At 66.4% G+C, this 14,253-nt stretch carries 14 protein-coding genes and 2 pseudogenes; 3 read left to right on the top strand and 13 right to left on the bottom strand.

Annotation, left to right across the window (positions count from 1 at the left end; translation table 11 throughout):
• Nucleotides 1-172: 172 nt before the first annotated feature.
• From ACSQ9A_RS30370 to ACSQ9A_RS30320, 11 genes and pseudogenes are all read right to left on the bottom strand, one after another.
• Nucleotides 173-430 (bottom strand): annotated as a pseudogene (locus ACSQ9A_RS30370) (transposase); the annotation flags it as partial.
• A 316-nt stretch (nt 431-746) separates the two neighbouring features.
• Nucleotides 747-1,181 (bottom strand): annotated as a pseudogene (locus ACSQ9A_RS30365) (NAD(P)(+) transhydrogenase (Re/Si-specific) subunit alpha); the annotation flags it as partial.
• A 107-nt stretch (nt 1,182-1,288) separates the two neighbouring features.
• Nucleotides 1,289-2,278 (bottom strand): isochorismatase family protein, encoded by a 990-nt coding sequence (locus ACSQ9A_RS30360; RefSeq protein WP_436306625.1) that lies wholly within the window; start codon nt 2,276-2,278, stop codon nt 1,289-1,291.
• Nucleotides 2,278-2,472: a 2-hydroxymuconate tautomerase gene (locus ACSQ9A_RS30355; RefSeq protein WP_309974565.1), complete on the bottom strand. Its 195-nt coding sequence runs from the start codon at nt 2,470-2,472 to the stop codon at nt 2,278-2,280. The genes ACSQ9A_RS30360 and ACSQ9A_RS30355 overlap by 1 nt, the downstream gene beginning before the upstream one ends.
• 1 nt (nt 2,473) lies before the next feature.
• Nucleotides 2,474-3,154, bottom strand: a complete 681-nt coding sequence (locus ACSQ9A_RS30350) for a hypothetical protein (RefSeq protein WP_436306624.1) — start codon at nt 3,152-3,154, stop codon at nt 2,474-2,476.
• Between the two features lie 9 nt (nt 3,155-3,163).
• On the bottom strand, nt 3,164-4,516 hold the full coding sequence (locus ACSQ9A_RS30345) for a dihydroorotase (RefSeq protein ID WP_436306623.1): 1,353 nt from the start codon (nt 4,514-4,516) through the stop codon (nt 3,164-3,166).
• Nucleotides 4,513-5,403: a dipicolinate synthase subunit DpsA gene (locus ACSQ9A_RS30340; protein WP_436306622.1), complete on the bottom strand. Its 891-nt coding sequence runs from the start codon at nt 5,401-5,403 to the stop codon at nt 4,513-4,515. The genes ACSQ9A_RS30345 and ACSQ9A_RS30340 overlap by 4 nt, the downstream gene beginning before the upstream one ends.
• The gene (locus ACSQ9A_RS30335; RefSeq protein WP_436306621.1) at nt 5,400-6,488 is read right to left on the bottom strand and encodes an NAD/NADP octopine/nopaline dehydrogenase family protein; all 1,089 of its coding nucleotides are present in this window, start codon (nt 6,486-6,488) and stop codon (nt 5,400-5,402) included. The genes ACSQ9A_RS30340 and ACSQ9A_RS30335 overlap by 4 nt, the downstream gene beginning before the upstream one ends.
• An 8-nt stretch (nt 6,489-6,496) precedes the next feature.
• A complete protein-coding gene (locus ACSQ9A_RS30330) occupies nt 6,497-7,285 on the bottom strand; it encodes an ABC transporter ATP-binding protein (protein WP_436306620.1) in 789 nt (262 codons plus the stop codon).
• 60 nt (nt 7,286-7,345) lie between these two features.
• On the bottom strand, nt 7,346-8,170 hold the full coding sequence (locus tag ACSQ9A_RS30325) for an ABC transporter permease (protein ID WP_436306619.1): 825 nt from the start codon (nt 8,168-8,170) through the stop codon (nt 7,346-7,348).
• 19 nt (nt 8,171-8,189) lie between these two features.
• Complete coding sequence (locus tag ACSQ9A_RS30320) at nt 8,190-9,125, bottom strand: ABC transporter substrate-binding protein (protein ID WP_436306618.1); 936 nt, start codon at nt 9,123-9,125, stop codon at nt 8,190-8,192.
• 239 nt (nt 9,126-9,364) lie between these two features.
• Here ACSQ9A_RS30320 and ACSQ9A_RS30315 point away from each other — a divergent pair, with 239 nt between their 5' ends.
• The 3 genes from ACSQ9A_RS30315 to ACSQ9A_RS30305 are packed head-to-tail and all read left to right on the top strand — an operon-like array spanning nt 9,365 to nt 11,644.
• Nucleotides 9,365-10,111 carry a GntR family transcriptional regulator gene (locus tag ACSQ9A_RS30315; protein ID WP_436306617.1) on the top strand — a complete coding sequence of 249 codons (747 nt, stop codon included), beginning with the start codon at nt 9,365-9,367 and terminating at the stop codon, nt 10,109-10,111.
• A gap of 22 nt (nt 10,112-10,133) precedes the next feature.
• On the top strand, nt 10,134-10,604 hold the full coding sequence (locus tag ACSQ9A_RS30310) for a RidA family protein (RefSeq protein WP_436306616.1): 471 nt from the start codon (nt 10,134-10,136) through the stop codon (nt 10,602-10,604).
• 20 nt (nt 10,605-10,624) lie between these two features.
• Nucleotides 10,625-11,644: a CobW family GTP-binding protein gene (locus ACSQ9A_RS30305; protein ID WP_436306615.1), complete on the top strand. Its 1,020-nt coding sequence runs from the start codon at nt 10,625-10,627 to the stop codon at nt 11,642-11,644.
• Here the strand turns inward: ACSQ9A_RS30305 and ACSQ9A_RS30300 are convergent.
• Entirely contained in the window at nt 11,609-12,805 is a 1,197-nt protein-coding gene (locus ACSQ9A_RS30300) for an amidohydrolase family protein (protein ID WP_436306614.1), read from the bottom strand. The genes ACSQ9A_RS30305 and ACSQ9A_RS30300 overlap by 36 nt on opposite strands.
• A complete protein-coding gene (locus ACSQ9A_RS30295; protein WP_436306613.1) occupies nt 12,805-14,244 on the bottom strand; it encodes an amidohydrolase family protein in 1,440 nt (479 codons plus the stop codon). Before ACSQ9A_RS30295 ends, ACSQ9A_RS30300 begins: the two co-directional genes overlap by 1 nt.
• Nucleotides 14,245-14,253 lie beyond the last annotated feature (9 nt).

Genomic DNA, 14,253 nt, shown 5'->3' with positions numbered 1-14,253 from the left:
AACGGGGTCACGCAAGGTGCCACCACAGCTGGGTCCGCAGCTTCCCCTGGGCCATGTTTTCCGACGGGATGAATGTCTCCAAAAAGCGAGCGGCCTCTGTCCAACGCAATCGCAGTCTAGGACCGTTGCGTGTTTCTATCCATCTGGGGCGCGGCGAGCCGCGTGGGCCGTTTTCCAGGATATCGCGCTCCATCTTCACGCGCGCCAGCTCGGCACGCAGCCGGCTGATCTCCATCTGTTCGGCGCTCACCGCCTTGCTGTCAGCGCCGGTGAGCTTGCCCTGGCGCTGGGCCTTGACCCAGTTGAACAACGTCTGCTCGACCACGCCCAAGGTGCGCGCTGCCGCCGCGATGCTCTGGCCGCCCTCGACCAGGCGCACCGCTTCCTGCTTGAATTCGAGCGTGTAGCGCGCTCTTGCCGTCTTCGTCATTTCGACTCTCCTTGCTTGTATTGAAACACTCAGCAAGGGATACGTTTTTCGGGGGCAAGGTCAATGTTCGCCGGACTCTGGTACCCCGTTGTAATCGCATCGGTGGCTTTGGCTGTTGGCATTTTCTTTTTGCCAGAGACGAAAGACGTCGACATTTCACGTGAGTGAGCGCGTGAGTTTGGTCCTGAATCGCCCGGGATTTTGTGGAGGCTCAACTCGTCCTTACCCCTATCGTTCGTGCCGGGTAGGTCAGCTTAAAGTCCAAACGCGGCCCTTCCGGCCATTTTTCGGCGCACGCTCGTACAGGCCTGCCAGTCGCCGCTATCAGCACGGCCTTGTAGCCGGCGATGTTGGCCTGGCTCGACAGCACGTCCATGCTCTGCGCGCGCGTGGTGCGCGGCGCGGCCTCGAGTACGAAGCCGGTGAGGCCGGCCGTCGCGAGCCTTGGCAGGCCGGCGGCATCGAAGGGATTGAGCATGCCGATGACGACGGTGCCGGGCTTCATGAGCGCCGCCTCGGCATCGCTCGGCGCGCGCACCTTGAGCACGATGTCGGCGCCGAAGGCGCCCGCCGCGTCCGTGATCTCGGCGCCGGCGGCCTGGTAGGCCGCATCGGTGACGCTGGCCACCACGCCGGCGCCGGACTGGATGCGCACGGTGTGGCCCTGTGCAACGAGTTTCTTGGCCGTCTCCGCAGTGACGGCCACACGGGTTTCGCCTGGCGCAGTTTCGGCCGGCACGCCTATCAGCATGGGATGTTCCCCTGGAGTTGTAATCAGACACGGCGATGCACGGCCCTCATGGCCGTGCATCGCCTGGCGGAAGGAGCCCGCGCCTGCGGGCGTATGCTGGCGACCGCTCAGGCGGTCGCGCCCACCTGGTACAGCTCGACGCGCGTGCCGTCGGGATCGGTCACGTAGATCGTGAGCCCGTAGGGTCCGTCATGCAGGTCCTGCTGGAACTCGACATCGGATTTCTTCAGCTTGTCGCGCAGCGCGCGCACGTCGTTGACTTCGAAGGCGATGTGGTCGATCTGCCGGTGCGACGGCGCACGCCCGCCCACGACGGCCACGCCTTGATGGAAGGCGGTGAACGGCCTGCCGTCCGCGAGCGGCTTCGCCGGTCGAACCGAGAAGCCGAGCTGGTCGACATAGAAGCCCACCGAACGCGGTACATCCTGCACCATCAGCAGCATGTGGCCGAAACCGAGCGTGCGGGGGGCCGACTGCGCATCGATCCATGCGCGCATCTCCTTCGAATCGGAGATCTCGCAGAAGTACTGCTTCCAGACCTGCTTGGCGGTCGCTTCCCATTCGCCTTTGACGCCGGAGATGCAATCGTCGAGCGCCACCACGTCGTAGTCGCGCAGGTAGGCCTCGCGGATGCTGGTCTCCACGCAGGCGTTCGTGGTGGTGCCGGCCACGAACAGGGTCCGGGTTCCAAGCATCTTCAGCATCATCTCCAGGCGCGTCTCGTAGAAGGCGCCGAAGCGGTGCTTGCGGATCACGTAGGCCGGATTGACGGCGGCGAGCGGCTTGAGCTCCTCGACGATCTCCTCGTCCCAGGTCCCCGCGAGCGCGGAGACCTGCTTGCGCCGTGAAGTGTGGCCGGCCAGCTTCTTGCGGGCGCGGCTCGCATCGACCGCGAAGTGTTCCTGCACGGTCCAGATCACCGGGATGCCCGCGGCCTGGCAGCGCGGGATCAGCTCGGCGAGCGTCGGCACGATCGCCGAGAGGCGCTTCGTGTCAACGCCCGAGATGCCGAGGGTGCCCTTGTCATGGATGAATGCGTTCTGCAGGTCGATGACTAACAGGGCCGAGCTGCGCGGATCGAGAGTGTCGAGTGTCATCAGTTTTCCTTCATGTCGATGCCGAGCACGCCGTCGCGTCCCCAACTGTCCTTGGGCGTGTCGTGGATCACCACGTGCAGGTGGTCGGGCTTGCAGCCCGCATGGTCGACCATGGCCTGCGTGATGGCCTTGACCAGGTTGCGCTTCTGCTCGACGGTGCGGCCCTGCCACATTTCGACGATCACGAATGGCATGTCATTTCTCCTTAGGTTGGTTGCCGGCCCAGCGAGGCACCGGCGGCGAAAAGCCCGTGACGAAATCACTGCCGGCCCGATCCTCGCCACGCATCAGCCAGAGCGGACGGGTTGTGTAGTTGATGAGTGGCTGCTCCTCCATCGCCACCCAGTTGGCGAGCGCGCGGCCGTCGCGCACGAAGTGGCTCGTCGCCGGCATGTAGCGCAGCACATAGAGCGGCGACAGCGGATCCAGCGCCGGCAAGCCCTCGCGTGCCATCTGTGCAAGGTCCATGCAGGTCGGGGGCCGCGCGGCACTGGCCGCCGGCACCAGCACCACCGCGCCCTGCAGCGGCATCGCCGGCCAGTAGCGGCCCTCCCGACCTTCACCGACAAAGCGCTGGTAGGCCGCGGCCTCCAGGTACAGCTCGGTGTCCCACAGGACGATGTCGGGACCGATGAGGGCTTCCACGCCGTCCAGGATCTCGGGGTCTTCGCAGAGGTCCAGCAGCAGCCAGGGATCGACCAGCGCGGACCCGTGGCCCCAGGGGTTGTGCATGCCGGACAGGCGCTCCCGTCGCAGGCGCTGCGGGCGCTGCGCGAGGTCGCGCGCCGCGGCGTGCAGCGCGTCGATGCGCTCGCCCAGGCTGCGCGCGGCCGGCGCAGCGCTGCCCCTCATCGGCGTGTCAAGTCCGGTTTCCATGTTCTGCGGTCACGAGGCGGGAACGGAGAGGCAGCGTCCTCGCCCGAAGTGGCTCTCGTCGATCGCCCCGTTCTCGTAGAGGACCGCGCCTCGGGCCACGGTGAGCACGGGCCAGCCCTTGAGCTTCCAGCCCTCGTAGATGCAGGTGCCCTTTCCGGTGTGCTTGACCGTGCGCTCCTCGTCGAGGTCGACCAGCACCATGTCGGCATCGAAGCCGACCTCGATGTTGCCCTTGCGCGGCCAGAGGCCGAAGCGGCGCGCAGGATTGGCGGAATTGAGCTGCACCAGCCGTGAAAGCGGCAGGCCACGCTGGTGAACGCCAAAGTGCAGCATCAGCGAAAGTTCCCAGGGGAAGGAGACCACGCCCGGCAGTTCGCTCCAGAGGTCTTCCAGCTTCTTCGGCAGGAAGGGGACGTGATCGGTGCCGAGGCTGTAGACGGAGCCGTTCAGGACGCCACGCCAGAGGCCCTCCTGCTCCTCCTTGTCGCGCAGCGGTGGTGAGATCTTCGCGCGCATGTCGAGGTCGCTGTCGTAGGCCGTGCGCGTGAGGTAGTGCTGGCAGGTCTCGACCGTGACGTGCACGCCGCGGGCCTGCGCCTCGGCGGCGAGCACCGGCCCCATGCCGACCGACGTGTGGACCAGGTGCAGCGAGCAACCCGTGCGCTCGGCCAGGAAGATCATGCGGCGGATCGTCTCGACCTCGCAGAAGGCGGGGCGTGATTCGGTGTAGGCGCCCAGGTCCTGCCGACCCGTCGCCTTGATCTCGTTCTTGAGCCACGAAGCGATCTGCGTGTTCTCGCAGTGGACGTTGATCACGCCGCCGGGAATCTTCGCCAGGATGCGCATCGCTGCGTACACCCAGCCGTCGGTCGCGGGAACGATGCCGATCGGGTTGTCGGGCTCGTAGCCGAAGTAGCACTTGAACGAGCGCACCCCGGTCTTGGCGACGATTTCGGGGATCTCCGCGATGTGCTCCTCGCGCTGAATGCCGAAGTGGAACCCGAAGTCGATGATCGAGTTCTCTTCGCCGACCGCCTTGCGCTCCTCGTAGAACGGCAGATAGGAAGGCTTCAGGTTGCGGATATACAGCAGCGCCGTGGTCACGCCGCCCGAAGCCGCGGCGGCCATCTCCGTGCGCATGTCTTCGGCATAGGGGTACTTGACCCCGAGGTGGCAGTGCGGGTCGATGAGGCCCGGCATCAGCACGCGGCCACCGGCGTCGATCTCGCGATGGCCCCTGGGCAGGGCGCTGTCGGCGCCCGTCAGGATGATCTTTCCGTCCTTCACGGCCACACCGCCGTGAAACTCTCCGTCGTGCCGCACCACGCGTGCGTTGCGAATCACCAGGTCGGCTTGGCTCATTGGATTCCCTTCAGGATGTCGTCGATGCGGCGTCGCACGCCACTCCATTGGCTGCGGCCCACGGTGATGGGTGCTCGCGCGCCGAGACCGCGCGCCCAGACGAACTTGAGGCCCAGTTCCTGCGCTGCATCGCGGTCGATGCCCCCTGGAGGCGCGGCCAGATCGACCAGCAGGGCGTGCGGGGGCAGCTTCTCGAGCAGCTCGCGCCCGAGCACGCGCGCCGGCACGCTCGCAATCACGATGTCCGTGTCGGGCAGCACGTCCGCCAGCGCTGGCAGCTCGTGCGACTCGGCGCCGGCGGCATGCGCCGCGGCGCGCTGCACGGCATTGCGCGCCGCGACGTGGACGCGCGCGCCGAGCGCCAGCAAGGTGTGCGTGACCAATGACCCGATGGTGCCCTGCCCCACCAGGCACACCTTGGCCTTGTGTATCGTGATGTCGGTGTTCTCGATCAGCACCTTGAGCATTCCTTCGACGATCGCCGGCCCGCGCAGCAGCATCAGATCCTCGTCCCACTCGTACTCGTGCAGCGTGATGCCGATGGCCTCGCAGTGCGCCTTGAGCTTGGCGTCGGCCCAGCCCAGGACGATGTGGCCGGGGCGGCGCATGCCGCCGAGCATCGCGCTGTCGGGAATGATGCGTTGCGCGCACTGGGGCGCGAACAGCGCGCCGTCGGGCGCGATGCCGGGAATCGGGAAGAGCGCGATATCGGCACCTTCCAGAGCTTCGCGCGCATTGGCCGTATGCCGAACCCCTGCGATGCCCTGTTCGGGCCACGGGAAGCCGTAGGCACGCACCTGCGCCCCCGCGGCCACCGCGCAGCGAGCGATCTCCTGTTCTCGGCGATCGCCGCCGACGATCGCGATGACGACTTGATCCCAGTTCATGGCTGCCTCACATGTTGTAGAAGTTCGTTTCTGGACATTCCTTCGATCCCCATCGCCTCAGCGGTGCGCCCGCCCTTGACGTAGTCGATGCCGACCAGCGCTTGCGCCAGCGTGAAGAGCGATCGCGCTACCGGCGTGGCGACGCCGGCGATGGCCGCTATTTCCAGGAACGGCAGCAGGCCATGCCCGAAGTCCTCGCGGTAATACCGGTGCTGGAGCGAGTCGGGGCCCTTGATGCGCTTGTTCGCCTCGCCGCCCGCGATCGCGGCCATGAAGTCCTGCGTGTTGTCGACCGAGGACTCGACCGTTCCGATCAGCTTCATTTCCTCGATCAGGTTGGGCAGCTGATGGCCAAAGGCGGCGGCGACCGCGAGCCGTTCGTCGTCGAGAGCGCGCATCGTGCGCGACACGCCGGGCGTCATGGCCTGGACGTAGAAGGTGAAATCGCCTTGCGTCGCCTCGACCCACGCGGCCGCGAGCACCGCGCCTGGCGGATGAAGAACCAGATTGGCGTTGGCGAGCGCGGAGGCGAGCACGTCACCGACGGGCGAGGCCCCCGGGAACAGCGCGCAGGCGGCGGCCAATGCCGCATCCCCGCCCGGCAATGCGGCCGCACGCACCTGGCGTGCACGTCCGGTGACGGTCACGCTGTCCGCCTGGTACTTGCGCGCCACGTAGGTCAGGGTGGAGAACTCGGCGATCGGCGGCAGGTCGGCCCGCACTTCGCGCCAGGCATGGGCGAACTCCAGCGCACCGCCGGTGTGGCCCGGGTTCAGCACGACCGGCCGGTTCACGGGCCAGCCTGCAGCGGCCAGCGCACGAGCGACCGGCGCGTGGGAGAAGGTCGGAAGCGTCACGACCGCAACATCGGCGCCTTCGATCGCGGCCTTGAGGTCGGCGGTGATCAGGCGCGGACGTGCGATTCCCGTGCCGAGCACGCCGTCGTGGCGAACGCCCTGGAGTGCCTGAAAGGGCGCGAGCGTTTCGGAGGATCGGTTCCACAGAACCACGTCATGGCCGGCCTGCGTGAGCTCGGCGACGGCCGCGGCGCCGCCGGCGCCGGCGCCCAGAATTGAAACTTTCATGCTGTGCCTCAGTGAGCGACCAGGACGCCCTTGGATTCGAACATCTCCCGCACCTGGCGCACGTGGTGCTGGAAGGCCGGGTTCTCGTGGATGCCGCTCCAGCGGCGCGGGCGCGGGATATCGATGGTCAGGTCGAGATCCACGCGGCCGGGCCGCGGGGACATGACGATGACACGGTCCGCAAGGAATACCGCCTCGTCGATGCCATGCGTGATGAACAGAACGGTGTTGCGCAGCCGCAGCCACATGGTCTGCAGATCCATGATCATCTGCTCGCGCGTGAGCGCGTCGAGCGCGCCGAAGGGCTCGTCCATCAGCAGCAGCCCCGGCTCCTGGATCAGGGCGCGGCAGATGGCCACACGCTGGCGCATGCCGCCCGAGAGCTCGAACGGGAACTTGTTGTCGAATCCCTGCAGGCCGACCTGGGCAAGCAGCTCGCGCGCGCGGCTGGCGCTGGCCGCCCGGTCCAGCCCCTTGATCTCGACCGGCAGCAGCACGTTGTCGATGATGCTCCTCCAAGGCAGCAGCAGGTCGGACTGGAAGACCACGCCGGCCTTCGGATGCGGCTTGACGACCTCGTCGCCATCGATGCGCAGTCGGCCTGAGGACACGGGGGTCAGCCCGGCCAGCAGCGACAGCAGCGTGCTCTTGCCGCAACCGCTGGGCCCGACGATGGCCACGAAGCTGCCGGGTGCGATGTCAAGGTCGACCCGGTCGAGCGCCTTCACGTCGTCGCCGGCGCGCACTTCATAGGTCTTGGACACGCCCTCGATCCGTACATTGGCTGCATTACTCATGGCGGCCCTCCGGTTGACCGAGGGATATGGCCTGCATGGATGGCACGGCGTCGCGTTTCATCATTTGGCACTTTCGCGTTGATAGGAAACCTTGGACTCGATCAGCGCCAGAACGAAATAGAGCAGCACACCGAGCAGGGAGATGGTGACGACAGTGGCGAAGTTCAGCGTCGTGTCGAACTGTGAGTTGGCTTGCAGCTGCAGATAGCCCAGCCCGCGTTCCGCCGCGATGTACTCGCCGATGATGGCGCCGATCACGGCCAGGGAGATTGCCACCTTCAGGCCCCCGAAGATGCTCGGCAAGGCTGCGGGCAACCTGACCTTGAAGAAGGTCTGCCATTCGGTGGAGCCCATCGAGCGCACCATGTTGACCAGGCCCTTGTCGAGGGACTGCAGGCCGACCACGGTCGAGATCACGATGGGAAAGAAGGAGATCAGGAACGCCAGGCTGATCTTGGGCCACCAGCCATAGCCGAGGTAGAGCACCAGGAGAGGCGCCAGCGCGATCTTCGGCACCGTCTGTAGCGCCACGAGCAGCGGATAGACCGCGCGTTCGAAGGCCTTCGAATAGAAGATTGCCAGCGCCAGCGGTATGCCGATGAACACGCCGGCCAGGAAGCCCGCGAGCACTTCGAGCAGCGTGATGTACGAATGGGCGGCCAGGAGATCGAAATCCGTCACCATCCGCTTGCCGATCGCCAGCGGCGTCGGAAGCACGAATTCCGACAGGCCCAGCAGCGGGACTGCGAACTGCCAGACGAGCAGGATGGCCGCGGCGAGCAGCACGGACGCGTAGCGCTCCGTGAAGCTGCCGCTGGCGGCTCTCTTCTTGGGCTTGCGCACAGCGGGCATCGGAACGGCCTGGGAATGTTTGAGTTGAGTCATGCATGGACCTTTGCTTGGTTCACTGGGCAGGCAGCAGGTCGTTGGTGAAGAAGGTTTCGACGGGCTTGGGCGCCCCGATCGCTTCGTCCGTCTTGAGAAGATCCAGCGCCTGCGAGATGGCCTTGGCATCGATCCATCCGACCGGCTTTCCGGGCACGGACGGGACCGCGTCCATCGTCGCTCGTACCTGCGCCTCCACGACATCCTGCGGCGGGCTGCCCTGCCAGGCCTTCATCAATGCTGCCGCGGCGGTCTTAGGTTCCTTGCGCGTTACGGCGATGCCTTCGTTGACCGCTGCCAGGTAGCGCCGCAGAACGTCGGGCCGCTTGGCGATCGCCGCATTGCTCGAGACCGCGGCGAGACCAGGGATCGCAAGACCGTTCTGCGCCAGGTCCAGGATCGTGAACTTGGTGCCGACCTTGGCTTCGAGCACCGGCAAATCGCTGGTGCGATAGAGGCTCACCGCGTCGACCTGCTTTTGCAGGAACTGCGGCACCCGCGACTGCGCATCCATCTGGACTTTCTTGACCTTCGCGCAATCGATGCCGTTGACCGCGCAGAAGACCGCCAAGTAGGAGGTTCCCGTTTCGCCCACCGAGTGTGCGACCGTCTTGCCTTCCAAATCCTTCGGTTGCGCGACCGGCTTGTCGGGCTGCGAGACCAGCACGACCGGCGTGCGAGGATGGTAGAGCGCGACGATCTTGACAGGCATGCCCTTCTGGATGGCAGAGACCGCGAAGATTGCGGGCATCACCACCACGTCTTCCTGTCCTTGCAGCAAGGCCCCCAGCGCCGCCGGCGCCCCCGCTCCCTCGCCCATGCGAACGGCCAGGTTCTTCGATGCGTAAACGCCCTGCTCCTGCGCCAGATAGAGGTGAGCGTACTCACCCTTGAGCTTCCAGCTGAAGCGAACGTTGACCGGGTCTGTCGCCCACGCGGTGGAAGTCGAGACCATGAGGGCTGCCAGCGCAGCCGTTCTGAGGTGGCAGCTCAAGGAAATGCCGGATTGCAGGAGTCGCATGGAATACCGCCCGTGACGTTGAGGTTTGAAGAATCAGCCCTTGCCCTCGCAGCCCCGGGGGCTTAGGGTTCGACTGGGGTAGATGTAAACTCGTCTTGATCACAGAGTGTGATCACAGCTATAATCACACACAATCGGGTTAACCCGCATCACGGCAAGCAAGAGAGAGTCACATGGAACAGATCGCCGAACGGCTTGAACAGCGCGCCTCGGAGGCACCGAGCAAACGCGCGCGTGGCAGCGTCCCCGAGGAAGTCTTCCAGCGCATTCGCCGCGGCCTGATGGTCGGTGCTTTCGTGCCCGGCCAGGTGATGAGCCTGCGCAAGCTCGCCAGCAGCTTCGGCACCAGTCCGATGCCGGTCCGGGACGCGTTGGCGCGGCTGGTCGTCATCAATGCGCTGGAGGCCACTCCCTCCGGATCTGTTCGCGTACCCAGACTGACGCCCAAGAAGCTGAAGGAGCTTTTCGCGGTGCGGGAGCTGATCGAAGGCATGGCAGCGGAGATGGCGTGCCGCAATTGCACGCCGGCTTTGCTGAGCACGCTGAGCACCATCAACGACGAGTTGCTCGAGGCGATCGCAAAGCGCAATCTGCTCGGCTGCCTGTCCTCGAACCAGCGCTTCCATTTCACGCTGTACGAAGCGTCAGGCACCGAAGTGGTCATGCCGCTGATCGAATCGCTGTGGCTCCAGTTCGGTCCGACCATGTACTTGTCCCTGCTGTCCCCGAGTACCCCTTGGGACGCTTCAGCGCACGTCGAGATCCTTGAAGGCCTGCGCAGCAAGAAGCCCGCCATGGCCAGGCAAGGCGTGCTGCGCGACATTCGCACCACGGGCGGCACGCTTGCGCCCGCCCTCAGCGAGCCGAACGCCGACGACCTGCTCTCTGCCCCGCTGGACGACCTCTATTTCGGCAACTGACCTTTCCCAAGGACACCAGAGAATGACAACGCAAGGATTCGAAGCACGCTTGGCCCAACTCGGCATCGAACTGCCGAAGGCGGTCGCCCCCGCAGCGAACTATGTGCCGGCCCGAAAGAGCGGCTCGCTGATCTACATCGCGGGGCAGGTGCCGACCGCCGGCGGCAAGGACCAGTACGTGGGCAAGGTCGGCCAGGACGTCTCGATCGAGAACGCCCAGAAGGCGGCGCGACTGTGCGCGATCAACATCCTTGCCCAGCTGCGCTCGGCCCTGGGCGGCAGCCTCGATGGCGTCGCGGGCTGCGTGCGCCTCGGCGGCTTCGTTAATTCCACCCCCGAGTTCGGCGACCATCCGAAGGTGATCAACGGCGCCTCCGACCTGATGGTCGAGGTGTTCGGCGAAGCGGGTCGGCATGCGCGCGCCGCAGTCGGCTGCAATTCGCTGCCCCGCAATGTCGCGGTCGAGGTCGATGCCATCTTCGAGCTGGCCTGACAATGGACCACGCCGCGCCCATGGTTGACGGCCGTGTACCGATCCATGTGCTGACCGGCTTCCTCGGTAGCGGCAAGACCACGCTGCTGCGCCATCTGCTGGCCGATCCCGGCCTGGCGGACACGGCTGTGGTCATCAACGAATTCGGCGAGGTCGGGCTGGACCACCTGCTGGTGCGCGAGGTCGCCGAAGACGTCGTGCTGCTGAGCTCGGGCTGCCTGTGCTGCTCGGTGCGCGATGACCTGGTGTCGACGCTCGCCGAACTGAATGGACTGATGCGGGCCGGCGAGATTCCTGCCTTTGCCCGGGTCGTCGTCGAGACAACCGGACTGGCGGACCCGGCACCGATCATGCAAGCCATTTTGAGCGAGACCACGCTCTTACCGTGGTTCCGCCTGGGCCAGGTGATCACGACGGTGGACGCCGTCAACGGCGAGCAGACGCTGGCTCGCCATCGAGAAGCCAGGCAGCAGCTGGCAACGGCCGATCGGCTGATCCTGACCAAGACTGATCTGGTCGGCGAATTCGAGGGCGATGCGCTGGGTGACAAGCTTCGGGCGATGAATCCGTCTGCGGGGCTTCTCGTCTCGCGCAAGGCGCAACTGCCCGCCGGCGAGATCCTGAAGGAGGCCGACGCGCAATGGCGAGCCCCCGTGGCTGCCCAGCTCGGACCCATTCTTCACTCCGCAGCCGGGGCGCCGGCGCTGCCTCATGCGCAAGGGCACGACGACGCCATCAAGACTTTCACGGTCGCGCTGCAGCAACCGGTCGAATGGCCTGCCTTCGTCGAGTGGCTCGAGTTGCTGCTCGCCAGCCGAGGCGATTTCATCCTGCGCGTGAAGGGCCTGCTGGCAGTGAGCGACGATGCGCGCCCCGTGGTCATCCAAGGTGTGCAGCACGTGCTCTACCCGATCGAGCGCCTGCCGGCATGGCCGCCCGCCGCGGCAGCGCCCGGCTGGATCGTCTTCATCGCAAGTGACCTGACGCAGCGGGCGATCGAAAACTCAATCCGCAGCGTCTACGAGGCCAGCCTGGCCTGAGATCGCGGCACCCGCACCGCCGGCGGCGCCGACCACGCATCCTCTGCGCAGCAGCACGCGCCCGCCCGGGCGCCTCGCGAGCGCATCGTCGAGGGACGAGGCCGGTATCAGCAGCAGATCCGCCACGTCGCCGACCTCGATGCGCCGACGCCCGCCGCAGATCAGTGAGCTGAGCTCCTCGGGGGCATCGACGTGCGCGGCCATCGCACCCACGAAGCCGGTCTCGAGCATGTCGCCATCGCCGAACGGAAAGAACCAGTCCCTGACGTTGTCGGTGCCGAAGCGCACCGCCACGCCTGCCTTCAGCGCCTCGACGACGGGTGCCAGCCCGCGAACGCGTGGTGCGCCGTTGCCGCGCGCCTGCAGATAGAGATTCAGCTCAGGTAGCACCACCAGCACGATGCAGGCTTCGGCCATTCGGTCGAGCAACCGGCGGACGTCGTCGCGAGACATGGCCGAAAGCACGCAGGCATGGCTGACCGTGACGCGGCCCTGCAGCCCGCGCGCCACGGTTCCGTCCACCAGTTGGTGGATCAGCGCCTTCGGCGCGTCGAGGTGTTCGTCAAGGTGAACGTCGAGCGGCACGCCCAGCGCAAGCGCCGCGTCCAGCAGCGCCTCCAGGGCCGCCGCCGGATTGGCGCACAGCGCCGGCACGGCGCCGATGAGCGAAGCGCCACGTCCGACCGCCTCGGCGAAAAGTGCCTGTGTCCCGGGGTGGCAGGGGTCGGCCGCCGCGCTCGCGAAGGCCACGACCTCAACGTCGAGCGATGACGCCACCTCGGATGCGGCCGCCAGCACCCCTTCGATCGCGCGCATGCCGGTGATGGCGTCGATGTCGGTGTGCGTGCGCACCGAGGAGACGCCATGCGCGATCGACCGGCGCATCAGCCGCGTGGCGCGCGATTGGATGTCCTCGACAGTGGCGCTGGCGCGCTCGCGCTTCGCCGAAGCCACCGCATCGCCGAGCGACAGCGGGCGCTGCGCCGGCGCCGCGTAGGCGCGATTGGCATGCGCATGCAGGTTGACCAGCGACGGCATGGCCAGCCAGCGCGGAGGTGTCGCATCGGCGGCGGCCGAGATGGCGCGCACGCGATCGCCCCCCAGCGCCAGGTCGAAACTGCCCGCTCGATCGATGAGCGCGACGGACCGGATGACCCGCATCAGTTGCCGTTGTCGTACAGCGTGGTCGTTGTTTCGACGTTTTCGTCGTGCAGGCCGGCGCGCTGCACCGCGGCGGCTGCCAGTTCCCTGGCCTTACGGCGCAGCGCCGGCTCGTCGACCCCATGCACCTTGCCCTCGCTGTAGAGCGTCTTGCCGTCGACCCAGGTTTGCGAGATAGACGCGGTCGACGCCGAGAAGACCAGCGCCTGCAGCGGGTCGTGGAACGGGGTCCATTCGATGTGATCGAGGTCGAACAGGATGAAGTCGGCCTTCTTCCCGATCTCGAGCGAACCGATCTCGTGGTCCCACATCGCTGCCTTCGCGCCGTCGATGGTCGCCGCCCGCAGGGCTTGGCGGGCCGTGAACACGTCGGGCTTCATGCGCGCATCCTTGAACATGCCGGCGACGATCAGCATCTGGCGCATCAGGTTCATGTTGCCGGCGGCCGACACGCCATCGGTGCCGAGCCCGACGGTGACACCGGCGGCGACCATCTCGGGATACTTGCCGATCGCCGTCGCGCCTTTGCCGAGCTTGAAGGACGAGCACGGGCAGAACGCGACCTTGGCGCCCCGGCTCGCAAGCAACTGCACTTCCTCGTCGCTGACGGCAGCCCCATGGGCGATGACCAGGTTGGAGCCGATGCCGCCCGCGCGGTCGATGCGGGTGATCGGCCAGCAACCGTACTTGTCCTCGCAGACCTTCGCCTCCTCGATCGAGGTCGCCAGGTGGTAGGTGGTGCCGACGCCGAGCCGCTCGGCGAGCTTCTGCGCGCCGACATGCAGCTCTAGCGTGCAGGGCTCCTTGCCTTCGATGTTGACCCAGCAGCGCACGCGGCCATCGAGCGCGCCGTCGTACTTGCGCACGCAAGCCTCCAGCTCCGCGAGCGCCGCTTCCGCATTCGGGAAGAAGTGGTGCCGCGCCATCTCCTCGGTCCAACCCCGCGGCAACTCGGGCGGCGGATTGTCCGCTGCATGGCGGCCAGTCACGCCGCGGATGCCCGTCTTCTCCATCGCCCGTACCGTGATGCCGGGGTCGTACTGCGAGCCCATGTCGATGAAGCAGGTGGTGCCGTTGCGCAGCATCTCGGTGATGCCGAGCAGCGCACCCCAGTACTCGTCTTCCTCGGTGATGTGCGCGTAGAAGGGCTTGGCCCAGTGAAAGACCCAGGCCCGCGTGTTCAGGTTGTCGGGGAAGACGGCGCGTGACAGGGTCTCGGACAGGTGGACGTGGCTGTCGACGAAGCCTGGGCAGATGCCGAGCATGCGCCCGTCCATCACGTGGTCGAAGCGCTCTCCGCGATGTCGGGCCGCAATCTCCGCCGCGGGCCCGATGTCGGTGATGCGATCGTTGTCGACCAGGATGCTGGCGTCGCGCACCACTGTGTCGCCGGCATCGACGAGGAATGCGAATTCAAGGTGCTCGATGAGCGTGCGCATGGAATCTTC

The sequence above is a fragment of the Variovorax sp. LjRoot290 genome (assembly GCF_964253985.1).
GTDB lineage: Bacteria > Pseudomonadota > Gammaproteobacteria > Burkholderiales > Burkholderiaceae_C > Variovorax.
The sequence above is the reverse complement of the archived record's forward strand: the minus strand, read 5'-3'. Positions and strand labels throughout refer to the sequence as shown.